The organism is Streptomyces anulatus, from assembly GCF_000721175.1.
Classification (GTDB): domain Bacteria; phylum Actinomycetota; class Actinomycetes; order Streptomycetales; family Streptomycetaceae; genus Streptomyces; species Streptomyces anulatus_C.
Map to the genome: position 1 here is coordinate 1 of NZ_JOEZ01000054.1, position 20,744 is coordinate 20,744.

Here is a 20,744-nt window from a genome sequence, read left to right on the forward strand (position 1 = left end):
GGGCACCTCGACAGCTGCATCGGTCGGCGGAACTACCCGAGCATGCCCGATAATCATGCTGCCGCACCGAGGAATTCCAAGATCCCCGACAGAGTCAAGCTAGGGCGTGTTTCGAAAGTAGCGCCGTCCGCCCGGAGGGCGGGCTCGGCGGCGTCTGGTGCGTGCGATCGCAAGGCGGAGGGTCACCCCGATACCGCATGTACCGGGGTGATCCCGACAACGCGGCGAGCGTGCGTGCCAGGCGTCGCCGAGCAGGCGGGACTTTCGAAACACGCCCTAGGTGTACTGACCCGCAGGCAGGCCGTCCTCAGCCTCGGCCGGGGTGCTTGAGGGCGGCGACCGCCGAGGCGGCCAGATCGTCCAGGTAGCCGTTCGGCAGTTCCCCGCGGACGACGACGAGCCGCCAGTACAGCGGCCCGACGATCAGGTCGAGCGCCCGGTCCGGATCGCTTCCTTCCGGCAGCTCCCCCCGGGCCACCGCCTCCCGCACCACGACGGCGGCGACGCCCTGCTGCTGGTCCAGGAGCGCGGCCTTGATCGCCTCGGAGATCTCCGGATTGCGTGCCGCCTCGACCAGCAGGTCCGGGATGACCTGCGAGGCGACCGGGTGGCGCAGGGCGTAGGCGGCCAGTTCGAGGACGGCGCGCACGTCCCCGTACAGCGAGCCGGTGGCCGGGGCGGGCATCCCCTGGGCGGCGACGGCGGCGACCAGGTCGAGGACGAGGGCCAGCTTGGACTTCCAGCGGCGGTAGACGGCGGTCTTGCCGACGCCCGCGCGCCGGGCGATGCCCTCGATGGACATCCGGGCGAACCCCACCGCGGCGAGTTCCTCGAAGACGGCGGCGCGGATGGCGTCCGTCACGTCCTCACGCAGGACGGCGGCGCCTGCGGGGGCGCGGCGGCGGGTTCCCCGTTCGGTGGTCATGGCCCGCATGATAGTCGGCCGCGACGAAACGGTTGCGTTGCGACGTAGAAGCGTCCTACTCTCAGCGTTACGACGATACGGTCCCGTCCCAACGAGGGCGTCCCTACGGGACCGTATCGTTCCGTTCTCCTTCCCCCCTCCCGCTTCCGTCGAAAGCGATCGTTCGTGGTGAGCCAGACAGCAGCTCCGCCGTCCCCGGTGAGCACCCCCGCCCAGGACGTCCCCACCTACGCGCCCGGTGAGCTGGCCGCTTTGGCCGCCCGGCACGGCCTGACGGTCAGCGGCGCCCGGCCGTCGCTGCCCGCGTACATCCGGCAGCTCTGGGGGCGGCGGCATTTCATCGCGGCGTTCGCGACGGCCAAGCTGACCGCCCAGTACAGCCAGGCGAAGCTCGGCCAGATCTGGCAGATCGTGACGCCGCTGCTGAACGCGACGGTCTACTACTTCATCTTCGGCGTCCTGATGGACACCAGGCGCGGGGTGGAGGACTTCGTTCCGTTCCTGGTCACCGGGGTCTTCATCTGGACCTTCACCAGCAGCTCGATCACCGCGGGCACGCGGGCGATCAGCGGCAACATCGGCCTGGTGCGGGCCCTGCACTTCCCGCGCGCCTCCCTTCCGGTCGCCCTGGCCCTCCAGCAGTTGCAGCAACTGCTGTTCTCGATGGGCGCGCTGGTGCTGATCCTGCTGGTGTTCGGCCAGTACCCGCGCCCGGCCTGGCTGCTGGCGATTCCGGCGCTGGCGCTCCAGGCCCTGTTCAACACCGGTCTCTCGATGGTGATGGCCCGGCTGACGGCGCGGACCCCGGACATCGCCCAGCTGACCCCGTTCGTGCTGCGGACCTGGATGTACTCCTCCGGCGTCATGTGGAGCCTGGACCACCTGCTCAGCGGCGACCGGGTGCCGCACGCGGTGCTGGTGGCGCTGGAGTACAACCCGGCGGCGATCTACATCAACCTCATGCGGTACGCGCTCATCGACAGCTACAGCGGCCTGCCGGCGCACGTGTGGGCGGCGGCACTGGGCTGGGCCGTGCTCTGCGGCGTGGCCGGATTCGTGTACTTCTGGAAGGCCGAGGAGACCTACGGACGTGGCTGACCTCAAGGATTCCCCCGGGGACCACCGTGTCCCGACGGTCGTCGTCGACGACGTCCACATCACGTACACGGTCAACGGCGCGCGTACGGGCAAGGGCAGCGCCACCTCGGCGCTCAGCCGGCTCACCACCCGCCGCGCGACCCCCGGCGCCCGCAAGGTGCACGCCGTGAAGGGTGTCAGCTTCGCCGCGTACAAGGGCGAGGCGATCGGCCTGATCGGCTCGAACGGCTCGGGCAAGTCGACGCTGCTCAAGGCCGTCGCGGGCCTGCTTCCGCCGACGCGGGGCCAGGTCCACACCCAGGGCCAGCCCTCGCTGCTCGGCGTGAACGCGGCCTTGATGGGCGACCTGACCGGCGAGCGCAACGTGGTGCTGGGCGGACTCGCGATGGGCATGACGCGCGAGCAGATCCGCGAACGCTACGACGAGATCGTCGACTTCTCCGGCATCAACGAGAAGGGCGACTTCATCACGCTGCCGATGCGCACGTACTCCTCGGGCATGGGCGCGAGGCTCCGCTTCTCCATCGCCGCGGCCAAGAGCCACGACGTACTCCTGATCGACGAGGCCCTGTCCACGGGCGACGCGAAGTTCCAGCGCCGCAGCAAGGACCGCATCAAGGAACTGCGCGCCGAGGCGGGCACGGTGTTCCTGGTGAGCCACAGCAACAAGTCGATCACCGAGACCTGCGACCGCGCGCTGTGGCTGGAGGCGGGCACGCTGAGGATGGACGGCCCGGCAAAGGAAGTAGTGGCGGCGTACGAGGCCTTCACCAAGCGCAAGTAGCCCTTCTCTGCCCGTCCGCACAGTTCCCAGCCCGTCCGGCGCTTGAGGACGCTCTTCCAGCCCGTCCGGCGCTTGAGGACGGAACCCACGCCGAGGGGGCCGGCGCCCCTGACAGGCACCGGCCCCCTCACTCCCTGCAAGCCCCTACGCGTGCGTACGCAACAACGTCCGCATGGTCCGCATGGCCACCGACAGATTCGCCAGATCGAACGCGTCCGACCCCTGGATCTCCTCCAGCGTCGACCGCGACCGAGCCAGGATCGCCGCGTTCTTCGACTCCCACGCCAGGAACCGCTGCTCCGGCGTCGAGGACCCGTTCCCCACGCTCAGCACGTCCGACGTGAGCGCCGCGTGCGCCGCGTACAGGTCCTCGCGGATGGACGCGCGGGCCATGGACTGCCAGCGGTCGGCCCGCGGCAGCTCGATGATCCGGTCCATCAGCTGGGTGATCCGCAGCCGGTCCGCCAGGTCGTAGTAGACCTCGGCGACCTCCAGCGGATCCTTGCCCGTACGGTCGGCGATGGCCACGATGTCCAGCGCCGGGAAAGCGGAGGAGAACCCGGCCACCCGCACCGCCAGCTCGTCCGGAACACCCGCGGCCGTCAGCTCGTCCAGGATCGAGTGGTACCAGTCCAGGTCCGCGCCCTTGAGCAGCTTCGGCAGCTCGTTCCAGACCTGCTCGACGCCGTCCCGGAACCCTTCGATGGTCTCCGCGATGGCGACGGGCTGCTGCCGGTTGCCGAGCAGCCAGCGCGAACCGCGCTCGACCAGCCGCCGCGAGTGCAGCCGGATCCGGGTCTGGACATCGGCGGCGACCTTGTTGTCGAGCGCCTCGACGGCGTCCCACACCGAGGACAGACCGAAGATCTCCCGCGCCGTGAACTGGGCCCGTACGATCTCCTCGATCGACGCCCCGGTCTCCTCGCGCAGCCGGTGCAGGAAGGTCGAACCGGCGGTGTTCACCGTGTCGTTGACCAGGACCGTCGTGATGATCTCGCGGCGCAGCGCGTGCCCGTCGACCGCCTCGGGGAACCGCTCGCGCAGCTCGCTCGGGAAGTAGGCGTGCACCAGCTTCTGCAGGTGCGGATCGTCCGGCAGCACGGTGGAGATCAGCTCGTCGGCCGCCGTGATCTTCGTGTAGGCGATCAGCACCGCCAGCTCGGGCTGACTGAGGCCCTTGCCGCTGTTCAGCAGTTCCCGAACGGGCCGGTCGGCGGGCAGGAACTCCAGCGCCCGGTCCAGAGCGCCGTCGCGCTCCAGCCGGCGCATGAAGCGCTGCTGGGCGTGGAGCAGGGACGGGGCCTGGGCGGAGGCGTTGGAGAGCGCGACGTTCTGCGCGTAGTTGTTGCGCAGGACGAGCGCGCCGACCTCGTCGGTCATGTCGGCGAGCAGCTTGTTGCGCTGCTTGACGGTCATGTCGCCGTCCCGGACCAGACCGTTGAGCAGGATCTTGATGTTCACCTCGTGGTCGGAGGTGTCCACACCGGCGCTGTTGTCGATCGCGTCGGTGTTGATCCGGCCGCCGTTGCGGGCGAACTCGATGCGGCCGAGCTGGGTGGCGCCGAGGTTGCCGCCCTCGCCGACGACCTTGGCCCGCAGGTCCTCGCCGTTGACGCGGATCGCGTCGTTGGCCTTGTCGCCGACGTCGGCGTTCGACTCGGAGACGGCCTTGATGTACGTGCCGATGCCGCCGTTCCACACCAGGTCGACGGGGGCCTTGAGGATGGTCTGCATCAGGTCGGCGGGCGTCATCTTGGTCACCGAGGGGTCGATGCCGAGCGCCTCGCGGACGTGCGAGTTGAGCGGGATCGACTTGGCGCTGCGCGGGTGGATCCCGCCGCCCGCGGAGAGCAGGCCGGTGTCGTAGTCGGCCCAGGAGCTGCGGGGCAGCTCGAAGAGCCGGCGCCGCTCGGCGTACGAGGTGGCGGCGTCCGGGTTCGGGTCGATGAAGATGTGCCGGTGGTCGAAGGCGGCGACGAGGCGGATGTGCTCGGAGAGCAGCATGCCGTTGCCGAACACGTCACCGGACATGTCGCCGACGCCGACGACGGTGAAGTCCTCGGTCTGGGTGTCGTGGCCCAGCTCCCGGAAGTGCCGCTTGACGGACTCCCAGGCGCCCCGGGCGGTGATGCCCATGCCCTTGTGGTCGTAGCCGGCCGAGCCGCCGGAGGCGAACGCGTCGCCGAGCCAGAAACCGTACGCGACGGCGACCTCGTTGGCGATGTCGGAGAAGCTCGCGGTGCCCTTGTCGGCGGCGACCACGAGGTAGGTGTCGTCCTCGTCGTGCCGGACGACGTCGGCGGGCGGCACGACCTCGCCGGTCACCATGTTGTCGGTGATGTCGAGCAGCGCGGAGATGAACGTGCGGTAGGCGGCGATGCCCTCGGCGAACCAGGCGTCGCGGTCCACGGACGGGTCCGGGAGCCTCTTGGCGACGAAGCCGCCCTTGGCTCCGACGGGCACGATGACGGTGTTCTTCACCATCTGCGCCTTGACCAGGCCGAGGATCTCCGTACGGAAGTCCTCGCGCCGGTCCGACCAGCGCAGCCCGCCGCGGGCGACCTTGCCGAAGCGCAGGTGGACGCCCTCCACGCGCGGCGAGTAGACCCAGATCTCGTACGCCGGCCGGGGCGCGGGCAGGTCCGGGATGGCCTGCGGGTCGAACTTCATCGAGACGTAGGAGTGCGGCGTGCCGTCCTCCGCGTGCTGGCCCCCCTTGTCGCTTCCCTCGCTTGCGCTCTGGAAGAAGTTGGTGCGCAGGGTGGCCTTGATGACGGTGAGGAAGGACCGCAGGATCCGGTCCTCGTCGAGCGAGGCGACCTGGTCCAGGGCCCCGTCCAGCTCCTCCAGGAGCCCGTCGGTCAGCTCGGTTCCGGCGCTCTGGCGGCTGGGCGACATGCGGGCCTCGAACAGCGAGACGAGCAGCCGGGTGGTGTGGACGTTGTTGCGGAGCGTGGACTCCATGTAGTCCTGGCTGAAGGTGGACCCGGCCTGCCGCAGGTACTTCGCGTAGGCGCGCAGCACCATGGCCTGCCGCCAGTTCAGCCCGGCGCTGAGGACCAGGGCGTTGAAGCCGTCGTTCTCCGCCTCGCCCTTCCAGACGGCGGCGAAGGCCTCCTGGAAGCGGGCACGTGCGTCGTCGGCGAGGTAGCCGCCGTTGCCGTTGGCCAGGGGCATCCGCAGCCCGAAGTCGTAGATCCAGGCGTGCGTACGGTCCGCGCAGCGCAGCTCGTACGGCCGCTCGTCGACGACCTCGACGCCGAGCTGCTGGAGCGCCGGGAGGACGGCGGACAGGGAGACCTGCTCACCGGTCCGGTAGATCTTGAAGCGGCGCTCGCCGGGGCCCGCGCCGACCGGCTCGTACAGGCTGAGGGCGAAGTCCTTCTCACCCTGCTTGAGGGTCTCCAGGTGGACCAGGTCGGCCACCGCGGCGCGCGGGGTGTGGTCGGCCTTGTAGCCCTCGGGGAACGAGTGGCCGTACTGGCGCTGGAGTTCGGCGCCGCGCTCCTCGCCCAGCTCGGCGGTGAGCGCCTCCTGGAAGCCGTCGGCCCAGGAGCGGGCGGCCTCGACGAGGCGGGCCTCGATGCGGTCGGCGTCGGCGTCCGTCAGATGCGGGAGCTCGGTGCCGGCCGGGACCCGGATGACGAAGTGCAGCCGGGAGAGGATCGACTCGGTGTTCCAGGCGGTGAAGTCGACGCTGGTGCCGCCGAGCTCCTCCTTGAGGATGTCGATCAGCCGCAGGCGCACGCCGGTGGTGTAGCGGTCGCGGGGGAGGTAGACGATCGCGGAGTAGTAGCGCCCGTACTCGTCCTGGCGCAGGTAGAGCCGCAGGCGGCGGCGTTCCTGGAGGTAGAGGACGGAGGTCACGATGGAGCGGAGCTGGTCGACGGGCGTCTGGAACAGCTCGTCGCGCGGGTAGGTCTCCAGGATCTGGAGCAGGTCGCGGCCGTCGTGGCTGTTGTACGAGAAGCCCGCGCCTTCCACGACCTCGGCGACCTTGCGGCGGATGACGGGCACCCGGCGCACGGACTCGGTGTAGGCGGCGGAGGAGAACAGTCCGAGGAAGCGGCGCTCGCCGACGACGTTGCCCTTGGCGTCGAACTTCTTCACGCCGACGTAGTCGAGGTAGCTGGGGCGGTGCACGGTGGCCCGGCTGTTGGCCTTCGTCAGGACGAGGAGCTTGTGCTCGCGGGCCTTGGCGCGGGCATCGGCGGGCAGCCGTTCGAAGGACGGGCTGACCGGGTGGGCCTCGTCCTCGCTGTGGTGCGGGTCGGAGCGCAGGATTCCGAGCCCGGTGCCGGGCACGGCGGTGAGCGCGTCGCTGTCCCTCAGCTCGTACTCGCGGTAGCCGAGGAAGGTGAAGTGGTCGGCGGCCAGCCAGCGCAGCAGCTCACGGGCCTCCTCGACCTCCTCGTCGGCGAGGTCGTCCAGCGGTTCGCCGGGCAGGTCGTCGGCGATCCGGAGGGCGGCGTCGCGCATCTTCCCCCAGTCCTCGACGGTCTCCCGTACGTCGGACAGGACGCGCAGCAGGTCGGCGGTGATCTGCTGGAGGTCGGCGCGGTCGGTCTCACGGTCGATCTCGACGTGGATCCAGGACTCGACGAGCGCGTCGTGCGGCAGCTCGTCCTTGCCGCCCGTGCGGCCCTTGCCGCTCTTGCCGCTCTTCGGAATGCCGGGGCCGCCGGAGAGGACCTCGATGAGCTTGCCGGTGACATCGCGGCGGACGGTGACCTGCGGGTGGATCACGACATGGATGCCGCGATCCTGCCGGGACAGCTCGTTGGTGACGGAGTCCACCAGGAACGGCATGTCGTCGGTGACGACCTCGACGACGGAGTGGCTGCAGGCCCAGCCGTTCTCCTCGACGGTCGGGGTGTGCACCCGGACGTTCGCGGTGCCCTGCGGACGGTTCTCGGCCAGCCGGAAGTGCGAGGCGGCGGCGCCGAAGACGTCGACCGGGTCACGGCCGCTGAGGTCCTCCGGAGCCGTATGCAGGTAGTAACGCTGGAGGTAGGCGAGCACGGTGTCCTGACCGGCACGGGCGCTCCCGTCGGCCCCGGCAGCGGCAACGCGCGCCCGGGGGGCACCTCCCGGGCCACCGACACCACCGCCCGGACCGTTTTCAGCTACCTTGGCGGCCCCTGCGAGCAGCTCGGCCTTGGCTTCGTCCAGCTTGGTCTGCATGTCCTCTGGCTCCTGTCGCGCGCCGTTGCGTGACGTAGGTGAGAAAAGCGGCGTAACGCCACGACGCGGGGTTTCCGGTCTGGGTCGACGCTATGCCGCTTCGAGAGATACCCGGGACCACATCGGCCATTTTCGCCGGCTGGTCCGGAGTCGGGAGATCGCGGATCGCCCGGGTGCTGTGGCACTCCGGGCGGCAGCCGGGGGCTTCGCTGCCCCCGAGGCGTATCGCGCTGATCACGGCACCAGGCTATCGCCCTCGCACCCCACCGCGTCATGAGCTGCTTGTGTACAAAAGAACCCCCCGAACTTTGACACTCTGGACAGTGCGCCGCGCCGCCTTGGCGAACTACCGAAACCGGGGCAGTCTGTCCGTACCGCACGGATTCCGGCCCTCGACACGCCATCGGGGCCATGGCCCCGAGGAGCCCGTCATGCCGCAGAAGATCCTCATCGTCACCGGCGACGCCGCCGAGTCGCTCGAGGTCCTCTACCCGTACCAGCGGCTGCTGGAGGAGGGGTACGAGGTCGACATCGCGGCCCCCGAGCGCAAGACGCTGCGTTTCGTGGTCCACGACTTCGAGCCCGGTTTCGACACGTACACGGAGAAACCCGGCTATACCTGGCCCGCCGACCTGTCCTTCTCCGAGGTCGACCCCGGGGCCTACATCGCCCTGGTGATCCCCGGCGGCCGCGCCCCCGAGTACCTCCGCAACAACGCCGAGCTACGGAAGATCGTCGGCGCCTTCTTCTCCGCGGACCGCCCGGTGGCCCAGATCTGCCACGGCCCCCTGATCACCGCCGCCACCGGCAACCTCAGCGGCCGCAACGTCACCGCCTACCCGGCCCTGGAACCGGACATGCAGAGCGCGGCCGCAACCTTCCAGGACACGGAGGCGGTGGTTGACGGCACCCTGGTCTCCTCCCGAGCCTGGCCGGACCACCCGGCCTGGATGCGGGAGTTCCTGAAGGTACTACGCACCCGATAGAGCCCGCCCGGCGCACCTTCGAACCCGCCCGGCGCTTGAGGGCATCAGTTCAGCCCGTCCGCCCGCACCCCCAAAGCCAGCCCGCACCCCCAAAGCCCGCCCGCGCACCCCCAGCCCGTCCGGCGCTTGAGGACCAGGGCCGTCCGGGCAAGCGCCCCGAAGCCCCCACCAAGGCACCCCGCCCCGCTACGCGGCAAACGTCTCCGCCAACGCCACCGCCTCCCCCAGGCTGTCCACCACCGGCACCCCCGCCCCTTCCAGACTGCTCCGACTGTGCGACCCCCCGGTGTACAGCACGGCCCGAGCCCCCACATGCGCCGCCGCCACCGCGTCGTCCAGCGCGTCCCCGATGACCACCGAATGCTCCGGCGCGATCCCGTCCACACCGGCCAGCGCCGCGAAGTGCCGCTCCATGTGGAGCGCCTTGCTTCCGCCGGACGGACCCGCACGTCCCTCGACGCGGACGAACCGCGGCTCGATGCCGTACCCCCGCACCACCGGCACCAGCTGCTCGTGCCCGTACATGCTCAGCAGCGACTGACTGCGCCCCGCCCGCTGCCACTGCTGCAACAGCTCCTCCACCCCGTCGGTGAGCCCACAGGCCGCTCGCTGCTCCGCGTAGTACCGGTGGAAGATGACATCCATCCGCTCCCACTCTGCCTCATTGGGCAGCCGGCCCAGGAACCGCTCGTAGAACCGGGGTATGGGAATCGTGTACATCTCCCGGTACTGCTCCAGCGTGATCGGCGCCAGCTCGACCTCCGCGAACGCGGCGTTCGTCGCCTGGATGACGGCATGGGTGTCGTCGAGCAGCGTGCCGTTCCAGTCCCAGACCAGATGTGTGCGTGTCGTCCCGGACGTCATACAGAAAAAATACCTGCCGGGTCCGACAATGCCGTCCCCTCAGCCGATGAGCTGCGGAATCTCCTGGACGCCGAACCAGAGCAGCTCGTGGTCCTCAGCGCCGTCCACGGTGAACTGCGCGTCGTCGTCGCCGAGGTCCGCCGCCCCCAGGGCGGCCGCCGCGGCGGCCACGTCCTTCTCCGCGTCGTCGGCGTCCACGTGCACCGCCGCCGCCTTGGCCAGCGGCAGCGCGGTCGCGATCCGTACTTCGCCGTGCGATGCCGCGCTCAGCCCGTGGTCGGGGTCGGCCACAGCGGCCCCTTCCGGTACGTCGACGGCGACGACGACCCGGCGGCGCACCTCGTCCGGGTTCCCGGCGATCATCCGGAGCGAGGCGGCGGCGGCCCGGTTGAGCGCCGCGTACTCCAACTCCTCGATGTCGTCGGAGACGTACCACTCCCGCAGCCCGGGGGTCACCGCGTAGGCGGTCAGCGGTCCGGGGCCGACCTCGCCCGCACCGTGCGCCGCTGCGAGACCGGAGAGGGTCAGGGGGACGTACACGCGCATGGCAGGTCGCTTTCGTCGGAGGAAACGTCCTCAGGATACGTGGGAGCGTCCCCTTTCGGGTTTCGGCAACCGGGGCCGTCCGTCCACGGCCGACGCCACGTCACCCCCGCTCTCGCCCTTGCCCCGCAAGGGTCGGGCCACGGATAGGTGAAACCGTCCGTGCCCGATCGCCGCCCGAGGGCCCCTTGCGCCGCTGACGACCGCACCCGTAGAAGATCTCCAACACAAGTTACCGCCCGGTATATACCGGGCCCGGTCAACGGGGTCGATGAACATGAGCACGGACAGGACGAGGCCCGCCGGCCGACGCGACCAGAGCGGTCCCCGGTCGGTACCTCCACAGCGGTCCCGCAGGCTGCAGCCCCACCGGCCGCAGCGGCCCCACCAGTGGTTCGCCGAACGCCTGCTCGCGGTCCTCAGCGGCCAGCGCCCGGTGCACTGGATGCTCGGGCACACCATCGGCGAGGCCTACGACCAGCTCGCCGAGCTGGCCCCGAGCACCCCGCTGGGGACCTCCCGGGGCAGCCGCCCCGTCCTTCGGCACTGCCGAGGGGCCCAGCCCGCCACGGGCGTGGTCGAGGCGTTCGCCAGCATCGCCGCGGGCGACCGGGTCCGGGCGATGGCCTTTCGCCTGGAACAGGGCCCCGACCAGCGATGGCGCTGCGCCGCGGTGGAGCTGGGCGGCGAACGCCTCACGGCCGGCGCCCCGGGCCCTCAGTGACCCGGCGAACGCGGCAGGGGCCGGACACCCCGTGGTGTCCGGCCCCTGCCGGGGTACTGCCGCTGGTGCTACTTCTTGCGACGGCGGCCGCCGCCGCCGCTCTTCTGGGCCTTGCGGCGCTCCGCACGCGTCATGCCGTCCGAGGAGCCGGACCGCGCGCCGTCGTCGTTGGCGAAGTCGCCCTCGACGACACCGCCCTCGCCGTCCACCGTGGGAGCGGAGAAGTGGAGCCGGTCCGGCCGCTGCGGGGCCTCCAGGCCCTTGGCGCGGATCTGCGGGGCGGCAGCGGCGCTCTCCTTCTCCAGCGAGGTGCGCTCGGCGCCGTCCTGCACCGGAACCTCCTCGACCTGCTGCTCGACCTGGACCTCCAGGTTGAACAGGTAGCCGACGGACTCCTCCTTGATGCCCTCCATCATGGCGTTGAACATGTCGAAGCCCTCGCGCTGGTACTCGACCAGCGGGTCCTTCTGCGCCATGGCCCGCAGGCCGATGCCCTCCTGGAGGTAGTCCATCTCGTAGAGGTGCTCGCGCCACTTGCGGTCGAGCACCGAGAGGACGACGCGTCGCTCCAGCTCACGCATGATGTCGGAGCCGAGCGTGTTCTCGCGCTCCTCGTACTGCTCGTGGATGTCGTTCTTGACCGACTCGGCGATGAACTCGGCGGTGACGCCCGCCAGGTCCCCGGCCGCTTCCTCCAGTTCCTCGACGGTGACCTTCACCGGGTAGAGCTGCTTGAAGGCGCCCCACAGCCGGTCCAGGTCCCACTCCTCGGCGAAGCCCTCGGCGGTCTCCTGCCGGATGTAGTCGTCGATCGTGTCGTCCATGAAGTGCCGGATCTGGTCCTGGAGGTCCTCGCCCTCCAGAACGCGGCGGCGCTCTCCGTAGATGACCTCGCGCTGCCGGTTGAGCACCTCGTCGTACTTCAGGACGTTCTTACGCGTCTCGAAGTTCTGCTGCTCGACCTGGGACTGGGCGGAGGCGATGGCGCGGGTGACCATCTTGTTCTCGATCGGGACGTCGTCCGGGACGTTCGCCATCGACATGACGCGCTCGACCATCTGAGCCTTGAACAGACGCATCAGGTCGTCGCCCAGCGACAGGTAGAAGCGGGACTCGCCCGGGTCGCCCTGACGGCCGGAACGACCGCGCAGCTGGTTGTCGATACGACGCGACTCGTGGCGCTCGGTGCCGAGCACGTAGAGCCCGCCCAGGTCCTTGACCTCTTCGAACTCCGCCTTCACGGCCAGCTCGGCCTGCTCCAGCGCGGCGGGCAGTGCGGCCGCCCACTCCTCGACGTTCTCCACCGGGTCGAGGCCGCGCTGGCGCAGCTCCGCCTCGGCGAGGTCGTCCGGGTTGCCGCCGAGCTTGATGTCGGTGCCTCGGCCGGCCATGTTCGTCGCGACGGTGACGGCGCCCTTGCGGCCCGCCTGAGCGACGATCGTCGCCTCCCGGTCGTGCTGCTTGGCGTTGAGGACCTCGTGCTGGACGCCGCGCTTGGAAAGCTGCTGCGAGAGGTACTCGGACTTCTCGACCGAGGTGGTGCCGACCAGGATCGGCTGGCCCTTCTCGTGCTTCTCGGCGATGTCGTCGACGACCGCCGCGAACTTGGCGACCTCGGTGCGGTAGATCAGGTCCGACTGGTCGGCGCGGACCATCGGCCGGTTCGTCGGGATCGGCACCACGCCGAGCTTGTAGATCTGGTGGAACTCGGCGGCCTCGGTCATCGCCGTACCGGTCATGCCGGAGAGCTTCCCGTAGAGGCGGAAGAAGTTCTGCAGGGTGATCGTGGCGAGGGTCTGGTTCTCGTCCTTGATGTCCACCCCTTCCTTCGCCTCGATCGCCTGGTGCATGCCCTCGTTGTAGCGGCGGCCGGCGAGGATACGGCCGGTGTGCTCGTCGACGATCATGACTTCGCCGTCGATGACGACGTAGTCCTTGTCCTTCTTGAACAGTTCCTTGGCCTTGATGGCGTTGTTCAGATAACCGACGAGCGGGGTGTTCACCGACTCGTAGAGGTTGTCGATGCCGAGCCAGTCCTCGACCTTGGCGACACCGGCCTCATGGATGGCCACGGTCCGCTTCTTCTCGTCGACCTCGTAGTCGCCGGTCTCCTCGATGCCCTTGAGCTGGTTGCCCGCCTCACCCTTGGTGAGGCGCGTGACCAGCTTGGCGAAGTCGCCGTACCACTTGGTGGCCTGGTCGGCCGGGCCGGAGATGATCAGCGGCGTACGGGCCTCGTCGACGAGGATCGAGTCGACCTCGTCGACCACGGCGAAGTTGTGGCCGCGCTGGACGAGCTCGTCCTTGGACCACGCCATGTTGTCGCGGAGGTAGTCGAAGCCGAACTCGTTGTTCGTGCCGTACGTGATGTCGCAGGCGTACTGCTCGCGGCGCTGGGCCGGCGTCATGTTGGAGACGATGCAGCCGACGCTCAGGCCGAGGAACTTGTGGACCCGGCCCATCATCTCGGAGTCACGCTCGGCGAGATAGTCGTTGACCGTGATCAGGTGCACGCCCTTGCCGGAAAGCGCGTTCAGATACGCGGGCAGGGTACCGACGAGGGTCTTACCCTCACCGGTCTTCATCTCGGCCACATATCCGAGGTGCAGGGCGGCTCCGCCCATCATCTGTACGTCGTAGTGACGCTGTCCGAGGACGCGCTTCGCGGCCTCACGGACCGTCGCGAACGCTTCGGGAAGCAGGTCGTCCAGGCTCTCGCCGTCCGCGTACCGTTCCTTGTACTCGTCGGTGAGCGCCCGCAGCTCGGCGTCGGAGAGGTTGACGAAGTCCTCTTCGATGGAGCTGACCTGGTCCGCGATGCGGTGCAGTTTGCGCAGGATCTTGCCTTCGCCTGCACGCATGAGCTTGTTGAAGACGGACACTGAGGCTGGTCTCCTTGCCGGTCGGGCCTGGCACTGGGTCGTGTAATGGACTCTGGCGCGGGCACGGCAGGTGGGCCCCACCGCAACGGCCATCGTAAGCGAGGACACCACCGCGTCGGGAGGGCTGCCGTCGCGTGGACCTCGCCGCACCCTTATAGGACAACGGTCCAAACGCGCGGAAGGTGCCGGGAAGCCCCAAAAGTGCTCGCATCACGGGAGCTGGCTCACGAGAATCGGCCCATGGAGCCGATCACTCTCACCACGGAACGACTGCTGCTGCGGCCCTTCGGCCCGCAGGACACGTACCGGGTGCACGCCGCCTGTCAGGACCCGGACATCCAGCGCTGGACGGTGATCCCCTCCCCGTACCGCCTCACCGACGCGGAACTGTTCACCACGAAGCTCTCCCCGGCGGGCTGGCAGGACGACTCCTCCTACGGCTTCGCCCTGGTCCTGCGGGAGACCGGGGCGCTCGTCGGGGCGCTCGGCATCGACCGCCGCAGCCGGCCCGGGACGTACGAGGTCGGCTACTGGTCCACCAAGGAGCACCGCGGCCGCGGATACGTCACCGAGGCGGTGCTCGGCTCCGCCCGCTGGGCCTTCACCTCGCTCGGGGCGGACCGGCTGGAGTGGCGGGCCGAGATCGGCAACCTGGCCTCGCGCGCCGTCGCCCTGCGGGCGGGGTTCCGGCTGGAGGGCGAGCAGCGGTCCGGGCTGCTGAACAAGGGGGTGCGGTGCGACGCCTGGACGGCGGCTTTGATCCCGTCCGACCTGGGGCTCGCGGGCACCCACCCGTACGTCCCCGAGCGGCACGCCCCACGGCCCGGCGGAACCCTGAATTCCGGACGATGGCCCCTGTGATCGGTGGGCGGAATCCGGGGCCGGAGTGTCAGTGGTGCCGTCTAGGGTTCCCCGTATGACGCCCGTGCCTCCTCCCGCAGTCGAACTCTCCGCCGACCAGGCCCGCCGCATCGCGCTGCGCGCCCAGGGCTTCCTGGGGGCTCCGGACCGCCGGGCGGGAGTGCCGGGGGTGCTGCGCCACCTCGGCGCCGTCCAGCTGGACACGATCTCGGTGCTGGCCCGCTCGCACGAACTGATCCCCTACGCCCGGCTCGGCCCGGTGAGCCGCCGGACGGTCGAGGACGCCTACTGGTCGGGCGGCAGGACCTTCGAGTACTGGTCGCATGCCGCGTGCATCCTGCCCGTCGAGGAGTGGCCGCACTTCGCGTTCCGCCGCCGCGCCTACCGCTCCCGCCCGCACTGGGGCCACGATCTGCCCGACGGCGTGTACGACACCGTGATCAAGCAGCTGCGCGACGAGGGCCCGTTGACGGCGACCGAGCTGGGCGGCGCGAAGAACGGCGGCGAGTGGTGGGACTGGTCGGCGTCGAAGGTCGCCGTCGAGCGGGCCCTGATGTACGGCGAGGTGGTGTGCACCGAGCGGCGCGGCTGGAAGCGGGTCTACGACCTGGCCGAGCGCGCCGTTCCGGACGCCCTGCTGCACGACGAGCTGAGCGACGCCGAGTGCCGGCGGCGACTGGTCGCGCTGGCGGGCAAGTCACTGGGCGTCGGCACCCGCAGCGATATCGCGGACTACCACCGGCTCAGGGGCGAGGAGTTCGACGCCGTGGTGGCGGACTCGGGCCTGGTCCCGGTCGTGGTGGAGGGCTGGGCGAAGCCGGCCTGGGCGGACCCGGAGGCCCTGGCCAAGGAGGTGCGCGGACGCCACCGTACGACGCTGTTGTCGCCGTTCGACTCCCTGATCTGGGAGCGGGCTCGCACGGAGCGGATCTTCGACTTCACACACCGGCTGGAGGCCTACGTCCCCAAGCAGAAGCGGATCCACGGCTACTTCGCGATGCCGTTGCTGGCGGGCGGGAAGCTCCAGGGCCGGGTCGACCCGGCGCGCGAGGGCACCACGCTGGTCGCCCGGCAGGCGTCACTGGCGGGCCCGAAGGCGGTGGTCCCGATGGCCGAGGCCCTGGTGGAGGCGGCGGCCTGGGTGGGCTGCACGGACATCCGGGTGGACCGGGTGGACGCCCCGGAGCTGCGCGAGCCGCTCAGGACGGAGATCGGCCACGCGCTCCAGCGCGCCTACCGCTGATCTGGGCCGGCGGCTCCGCTACCTGATCTCCAGGATCTTCTCGCGCATGGCATAGACCACGGCTTCCATCCGGGAGTGCAGCTGCAGTTTCTCCAGGATATTGCGGACGTGGTTCTTCACCGTGTTCTCGGAAATGAACAACTCCTTGGCGATGTCCCGGTTGTTCATGCCGGTCGCCACGAGTTTCAGCACTTCCAGCTCGCGTTCGGTGAGCCGGGGCGCCGGAACGAGCCGTCGCTCGTCGGTGCGCTGGATCATCGATTTGAACTCGGTGAGCAGCTTGGAGGCCATGGAGGGGCTGATCTGGGACTGTCCGTCGGCGACCGCGCGAATGGCCGTGGCGACCTCGTCGGTGGAGATCTCCTTGAGGAGGTATCCGGTAGCGCCCGCCTTGATCGCCTCGTAGAGATCGGCCTCCTCGTCGCTGATCGTCAGCATGATGATCTTCGCGCTGGGGGCCACCTCCTTGATGGCGGTGCAGGCCTCGATGCCGCCGCGCTTGGGCATCCGGACATCCATCAGAACGATGTCGGGCAGCAGGTCGGCGGCCTTGTCGACCGCCTCGGAGCCGTCCCCGGCCTCGCCGACGACCTGGATGTCCTCCTCGTGCGCCAGGACGATCTCCAGACCCCTGCGGAAGAGCGCGTGGTCATCGACCACGAGGACCCTGATGGGCTCCTTGCGTGAAGCGCCGTCCGCGTCCGTGCCGGTGTACGCACCGGTGTCGTCGGAGTCATTCGCATCGCGCACGGGCCCGAAGGTGTCCGCCATCGTTCCTCCCCCTGAAGGCCACGGCCTGAAGTGTCGGTCATTCGCCAACGGCACTTCACAGAACACCGATTGGCTCAGGCCGCCATGATTCCATGCCCAGGCCCCGGCACGGTGGTCCTGTGCCTGTACACGGGTGCCCCCGGTGGCGCGAAAACACCCCGGGGGCACCCCGCCGATGTGGCCTCAGCCGCCGAGCGCACCGCCCGCGCCGCCTGCTTCGTCCGCGGCGAGCGGGTCGGTCCTCAGGTGGATGACGCCGTAGTCGTAAGCGTGTCGCCGGTAGACGACGCTGGGCTCCTTCGTCTCGGAGTCGACGAACAAGTAGAAGTCGTGGCCGACCAGTTCCATCTCGTAGAGCGCCTGGTCGAGCGACATGGGGGCGGCGGTGTGGGTCTTCTCGCGCATCACGAGCGGCCCTTCGCCCTGTACTTCGAGCGAGCCGATCTTCGTGGTGGGGACGGGTGCCGACGACTGGTCGCCGACCAGCTCACCGTCCTCGTCGAACGAAGCGACGCCGGGGACCACGTCCCCGACCTCGGCAGCCGACAGGCGGCCGTTGCCACGGCGGCTGTAGCGCTTGTCGTGCTGCTTGCGCAGCCGGGCCTCCAGCTTTCCGGTGGCCAGGTCGAGCGCTGCGTAAGGGTCGCCCGCCGCCGCTTCCGCCCGGATGACCGGTCCCCGGGAGCGGAGCGTGATCTCCACCCGGTCGGAACGGTCGGCCTGACGGGGATTCGGCTCCTTGGACACCTCGACGTCAAGGCTGATCACCTTGCCGTCGAACTTCTGGATCTTGTCCAGCTTCAGCTTCTCGGCCACGTGCTTGCGGAACCGCTCGGGCACCTCGGTCTTGCGGCCCTTGACGACGATGTCCACGCAGAACTCCGTTCCCGGATCGCCCCGCTCAGCGGCGGAGCATCTCCCTTTTGCACCAGGCCCCGGAGATCACCAGGGCCTCGGACTCGGTGGCTTTCGCCTCCTCCTCCCCTGCCGGAAGGATCACAACCCCACCGACTTTGCGTGCTTCTCCTACCGGTGAGTTACCTGCCCGAAACCTGAAGGTGCATTCATCGAGGTCCGGCATTCACCGTTCCTCACAACCGAACATAGCCTGCACACCAGGGTCTCGGCACCCGCTACTGGCACGTACCTCCGTTCAGGGGGTATTGCCCCCTCGTCACCTGCAACGATGCGGATTCTCGTTCAGTTCCGGTTTATTTCGAAGGCGGAGGGAGAGGCTGCGACGACCGCCGCCCGGCACCCTCCGTGCACGAGGGGCTCCCGAGCGGTGCGGCACGCCTCCCGGACGGCCCGTGCCGCCTCCGCCAGCGTCGATCCCGTCGTCAACAGATCGTCGACCAGGATCACCCCGCCGTGACGGAGAAGTCCGTGCCGGACCAGTCGCCGTCCCCCTGCGGTGAGTTCCAGCGCGCCGGCCAGGTTCGCCCGCCGCTGCCGCGCCCCGAGCCCCGACTGGTCGGCGACCGCCCGCCGGTGCCGCAGCAGCGGAAGCACCTGGGCCGGCAGGCCACGGCGCCGCAGCTCCCGCGCTGCTGTGGCGGCGATCCTTCGCACCGGGTCGTGACCGCGTGCCGCGGTCGAGGAGCGCGCGGAGGGCACGGGGACCAGCAGTAGGGGGCCCACACCGCCCGACTGCCCCGTCCCGGCCCGTACACAACCCGCCAGAGCCCGTCCGAGTGCCCCCGCCAGCCCGAGTGCCCCTCGCTCCTTGTGGGCCAGCAGAACCGCGCGTACGGCGTTCTCGTACGGCGCGGCCGCATACACCGCCGGAAGCCCCGGGGGCCGCGGCGAGGGCCGGACCCGACGGGCCGGCGCACCGAGCAACGCGGACCCGCAGGCCGCGCACAGCTCGGTGCGCGGTCTGCCGCAGCCGGCGCAGGCCACCGGCAGGAGCAGACCGGACAACTCGTGCCACACGTTCCGCATGACTCAACAGTGCCGGGGCCCCGAAGACCGGACCACCCCTGTGGAAAACCCCGGGCGGCCCGGCGGAGCCCCGGCCGGCCCCAGGATCAGCCTGGGTAGACCAACGACGTGCCCTGCTTCAGAACCGTCTGCCAGTTGTCGCCCGGCGAGAGCTTCACTATGCCGTCGCCGACCGTCTCCGCCATCAGCGGGAGCAGCTCGTCGTCGGCCGCCGCGACCGACTGGACCTGGTTCACCCCGGGCAGCGCCCCGGAGGCCGACGTGGAGCCGTCCGCCTGCACGTAACGCACCTGCTGGACACCGCCCTCCTCCTTGCCGACCACCACCAGACGGCTGCGTCCCGACCAGGAGATGGCCGTCACGTCCGCGAGCTGCGGTGCGGCCTGGCGCAGGTCCTCGACCGAGATCTCGGGCGCCACCGAGGACCCCCGGCGCTCGACCCGGCCGATCTTCAGCGTCGTACGGCCGTCCTTCGTCAGCAGCAGGGCGATCCGCACCCCGTCCGCGGACATGCGCAGCTCCTCGATCCGGGCGCCGTCGAGGCCCGGCACCCGGACCTCCTGCGGGTCGCCCGCTCCCCCCGCCAGCCGCAGCAGCCTGGAGCCGGCCGGATCGCGGTCGGCGACCCACAGGTCGCCGCGGCCGTCCCAGCTCGGCGGCGACAGCCGGTCGGCGGCCTTCTGCGCCGCGCTGGTGACGAGGGGCTGGGCCAGCTCGCCCTCCGTCTCCAGGGATGACACGTAGAGGTTCTGCCCGTCGGCGGAGACCGCGGCAGCCCGCTGCTCGTCCCGGGCCACCCCGACGGCGCCCATCGGGACGGCGCCCACGCCGAGGGGGCCGGTCACGGGCTCGGGCGTGCCGGTGCCTTCGGTGGCGCCGGGGATCCGCTCCACCTGTCCCTTGTCGTTGATGAAGTACTGGCTGTCGGCCCCCTCGGAGCCGTGGTCGGCGGAGAACTCCGGCGCGTCGTCGGCGTCCAGCGCACAGAGCACGCCCTTGCCGCCCTCCAGCTCCACCCGCTCGACCCAGGCCGAAGTCAGGTCCCGGAGCGTGAAGAGCACCTGCGCGGCCATCATCCGGCAGGCGCTCCGGTCGGCCCTGTCGGCCTTGTCGTTGAGCGGCACTTTCAGGACGTTCTGGTCGTCCGCCGGCAGCGCGATGACGCCCTTGCGCAGGGCGGTCCCCGTCGGGAACCGGGAGTCGACCACGGGCCGCAGCCAGTTCGTCGGCCCCGCCAGCAGCGTCCTGACGGCCTGGGTGGCGGTGTCCATGCGCGTGACCGGATCCGTACGGTTGCGCACGTAGACGGGGTCCGCGACGAGCGTCGACCGGCCGTTCGTGCGCCCGGTGGCGAAGTAGTACTTGTTCACGGAACGGTAGAGCCGCTTGAAGTCGGACTGCCCGAGGACCAGGCCGTCCGGCACGATGTCGATGCGCCACTCCTGCTTCCCCTCCGCCACCTTCTCCAGCACCAGGTGCAGGGTCTGGGAGTAGTCGGTGGGCGCGAGCGGCCGGTAGGAGCTCTGGGCGTCCACCGCCGCCACCTTGTCGCCGGTCAGCGTGTAGGTCGTCTCCCTGTCCCGGGTGGCCCGGTTGTCCTCGTCATGGAGCAGGGGGCCGCTGCGGATGGGGGCCTGGGCGAGCACCGTGGTGCCCCCGCTCGGCTGCCAGGTCCGCCGGGCGTCGGCGCTCAGATACTTCCGCGTGGTCGCGAACGCGGGATCGTCGCTGGTCATCGACTCCAGAAAGCCGTCGACGATCTCGCTGGGCGGCGCGCCGTCCCGGGGGGCCACCGCGTACACCTGCACCTGGGAGTCCCCGGGCTGCGAGGCGTCGACCGCCTTGACGTCCCCGGTCACCGGCATCGAGCCGCATCCGGCCAGCACGACGATGCCGCAGCCCAGCAGCGCGGACATCCGCACCGCCCGTCCACGG

General features: G+C 70.1%; 15 protein-coding genes. 6 read left to right on the forward strand and 9 right to left on the reverse strand.

Annotation, left to right across the window (positions count from 1 at the left end; all coding sequences use genetic code 11):
* Positions 1 to 307: 307 nt before the first annotated feature.
* Positions 308 to 925 (reverse strand): TetR/AcrR family transcriptional regulator, encoded by a 618-nt coding sequence (locus IG90_RS0136665; protein ID WP_030594775.1) that lies wholly within the window; start codon positions 923 to 925, stop codon positions 308 to 310.
* A 198-nt stretch (positions 926 to 1,123) separates the two neighbouring features.
* On the opposite strand from IG90_RS0136665, the gene IG90_RS0136670 reads away from it, so the two are divergent.
* Both IG90_RS0136670 and IG90_RS0136675 read left to right on the forward strand, forming a co-directional pair.
* Positions 1,124 to 2,023, forward strand: a complete 900-nt coding sequence (locus IG90_RS0136670) for an ABC transporter permease (protein ID WP_030594778.1) — start codon at positions 1,124 to 1,126, stop codon at positions 2,021 to 2,023.
* On the forward strand, positions 2,016 to 2,807 hold the full coding sequence (locus IG90_RS0136675) for an ABC transporter ATP-binding protein (RefSeq protein WP_030594781.1): 792 nt from the start codon (positions 2,016 to 2,018) through the stop codon (positions 2,805 to 2,807). Before IG90_RS0136670 ends, IG90_RS0136675 begins: the two co-directional genes overlap by 8 nt.
* A 144-nt stretch (positions 2,808 to 2,951) precedes the next feature.
* Here the strand turns inward: IG90_RS0136675 and IG90_RS0136680 are convergent, their stop codons facing one another.
* Positions 2,952 to 7,991, reverse strand: a complete 5,040-nt coding sequence (locus IG90_RS0136680; protein WP_030594784.1) for an NAD-glutamate dehydrogenase — start codon at positions 7,989 to 7,991, stop codon at positions 2,952 to 2,954.
* 431 nt (positions 7,992 to 8,422) lie between these two features.
* Here IG90_RS0136680 and IG90_RS0136685 point away from each other — a divergent pair, with 431 nt between their 5' ends.
* Positions 8,423 to 8,977, forward strand: a complete 555-nt coding sequence (locus IG90_RS0136685; RefSeq protein WP_030594786.1) for a DJ-1/PfpI family protein — start codon at positions 8,423 to 8,425, stop codon at positions 8,975 to 8,977.
* Positions 8,978 to 9,163: 186 nt separating this feature from the next.
* On the opposite strand, the gene IG90_RS0136690 is transcribed toward IG90_RS0136685, so the two are convergent.
* Together IG90_RS0136690 and IG90_RS0136695 are read right to left on the reverse strand one after the other, a co-directional pair.
* Positions 9,164 to 9,841, reverse strand: coding sequence for an HAD family hydrolase (locus tag IG90_RS0136690; RefSeq protein ID WP_030594789.1), 678 nt, complete (start codon positions 9,839 to 9,841; stop codon positions 9,164 to 9,166).
* Between the two features lie 39 nt (positions 9,842 to 9,880).
* Complete coding sequence (locus IG90_RS0136695) at positions 9,881 to 10,387, reverse strand: DUF6912 family protein (RefSeq protein ID WP_030594792.1); 507 nt, start codon at positions 10,385 to 10,387, stop codon at positions 9,881 to 9,883.
* A gap of 274 nt (positions 10,388 to 10,661) precedes the next feature.
* Here IG90_RS0136695 and IG90_RS0136700 point away from each other — a divergent pair, with 274 nt between their 5' ends.
* On the forward strand, positions 10,662 to 11,108 hold the full coding sequence (locus tag IG90_RS0136700; RefSeq protein ID WP_030594795.1) for an Rv3235 family protein: 447 nt from the start codon (positions 10,662 to 10,664) through the stop codon (positions 11,106 to 11,108).
* Between the two features lie 68 nt (positions 11,109 to 11,176).
* Here the strand turns inward: IG90_RS0136700 and secA are convergent, their stop codons facing one another.
* Positions 11,177 to 13,990, reverse strand: coding sequence for a preprotein translocase subunit SecA (secA, locus tag IG90_RS0136705; protein WP_030594798.1), 2,814 nt, complete (start codon positions 13,988 to 13,990; stop codon positions 11,177 to 11,179).
* A 240-nt stretch (positions 13,991 to 14,230) separates the two neighbouring features.
* On the opposite strand from secA, the gene IG90_RS0136710 reads away from it, so the two are divergent.
* Positions 14,231 to 14,851, forward strand: coding sequence for a GNAT family N-acetyltransferase (locus IG90_RS0136710; RefSeq protein ID WP_030594802.1), 621 nt, complete (start codon positions 14,231 to 14,233; stop codon positions 14,849 to 14,851).
* Positions 14,852 to 14,906: 55 nt separating this feature from the next.
* A complete protein-coding gene (locus tag IG90_RS0136715; RefSeq protein WP_030594806.1) occupies positions 14,907 to 16,094 on the forward strand; it encodes a winged helix-turn-helix domain-containing protein in 1,188 nt (395 codons plus the stop codon).
* Between the two features lie 18 nt (positions 16,095 to 16,112).
* Here the strand turns inward: IG90_RS0136715 and IG90_RS0136720 are convergent, their stop codons facing one another.
* The 4 genes from IG90_RS0136720 to IG90_RS0136740 all read right to left on the reverse strand — a co-directional run bounded on the left by IG90_RS0136720 (position 16,113) and on the right by IG90_RS0136740 (position 20,731).
* Entirely contained in the window at positions 16,113 to 16,865 is a 753-nt protein-coding gene (locus IG90_RS0136720) for a response regulator (protein WP_030594809.1), read from the reverse strand.
* A gap of 183 nt (positions 16,866 to 17,048) precedes the next feature.
* Positions 17,049 to 17,738, reverse strand: a complete 690-nt coding sequence (gene hpf, locus IG90_RS0136725) for a ribosome hibernation-promoting factor, HPF/YfiA family (RefSeq protein WP_030594812.1) — start codon at positions 17,736 to 17,738, stop codon at positions 17,049 to 17,051.
* A 327-nt stretch (positions 17,739 to 18,065) separates the two neighbouring features.
* Positions 18,066 to 18,809, reverse strand: a complete 744-nt coding sequence (locus tag IG90_RS0136735; protein WP_030594817.1) for a ComF family protein — start codon at positions 18,807 to 18,809, stop codon at positions 18,066 to 18,068.
* 86 nt (positions 18,810 to 18,895) lie between these two features.
* Positions 18,896 to 20,731 carry an LpqB family beta-propeller domain-containing protein gene (locus tag IG90_RS0136740; protein WP_033895016.1) on the reverse strand — a complete coding sequence of 612 codons (1,836 nt, stop codon included), beginning with the start codon at positions 20,729 to 20,731 and terminating at the stop codon, positions 18,896 to 18,898.
* Positions 20,732 to 20,744: the final 13 nt, after the last annotated feature.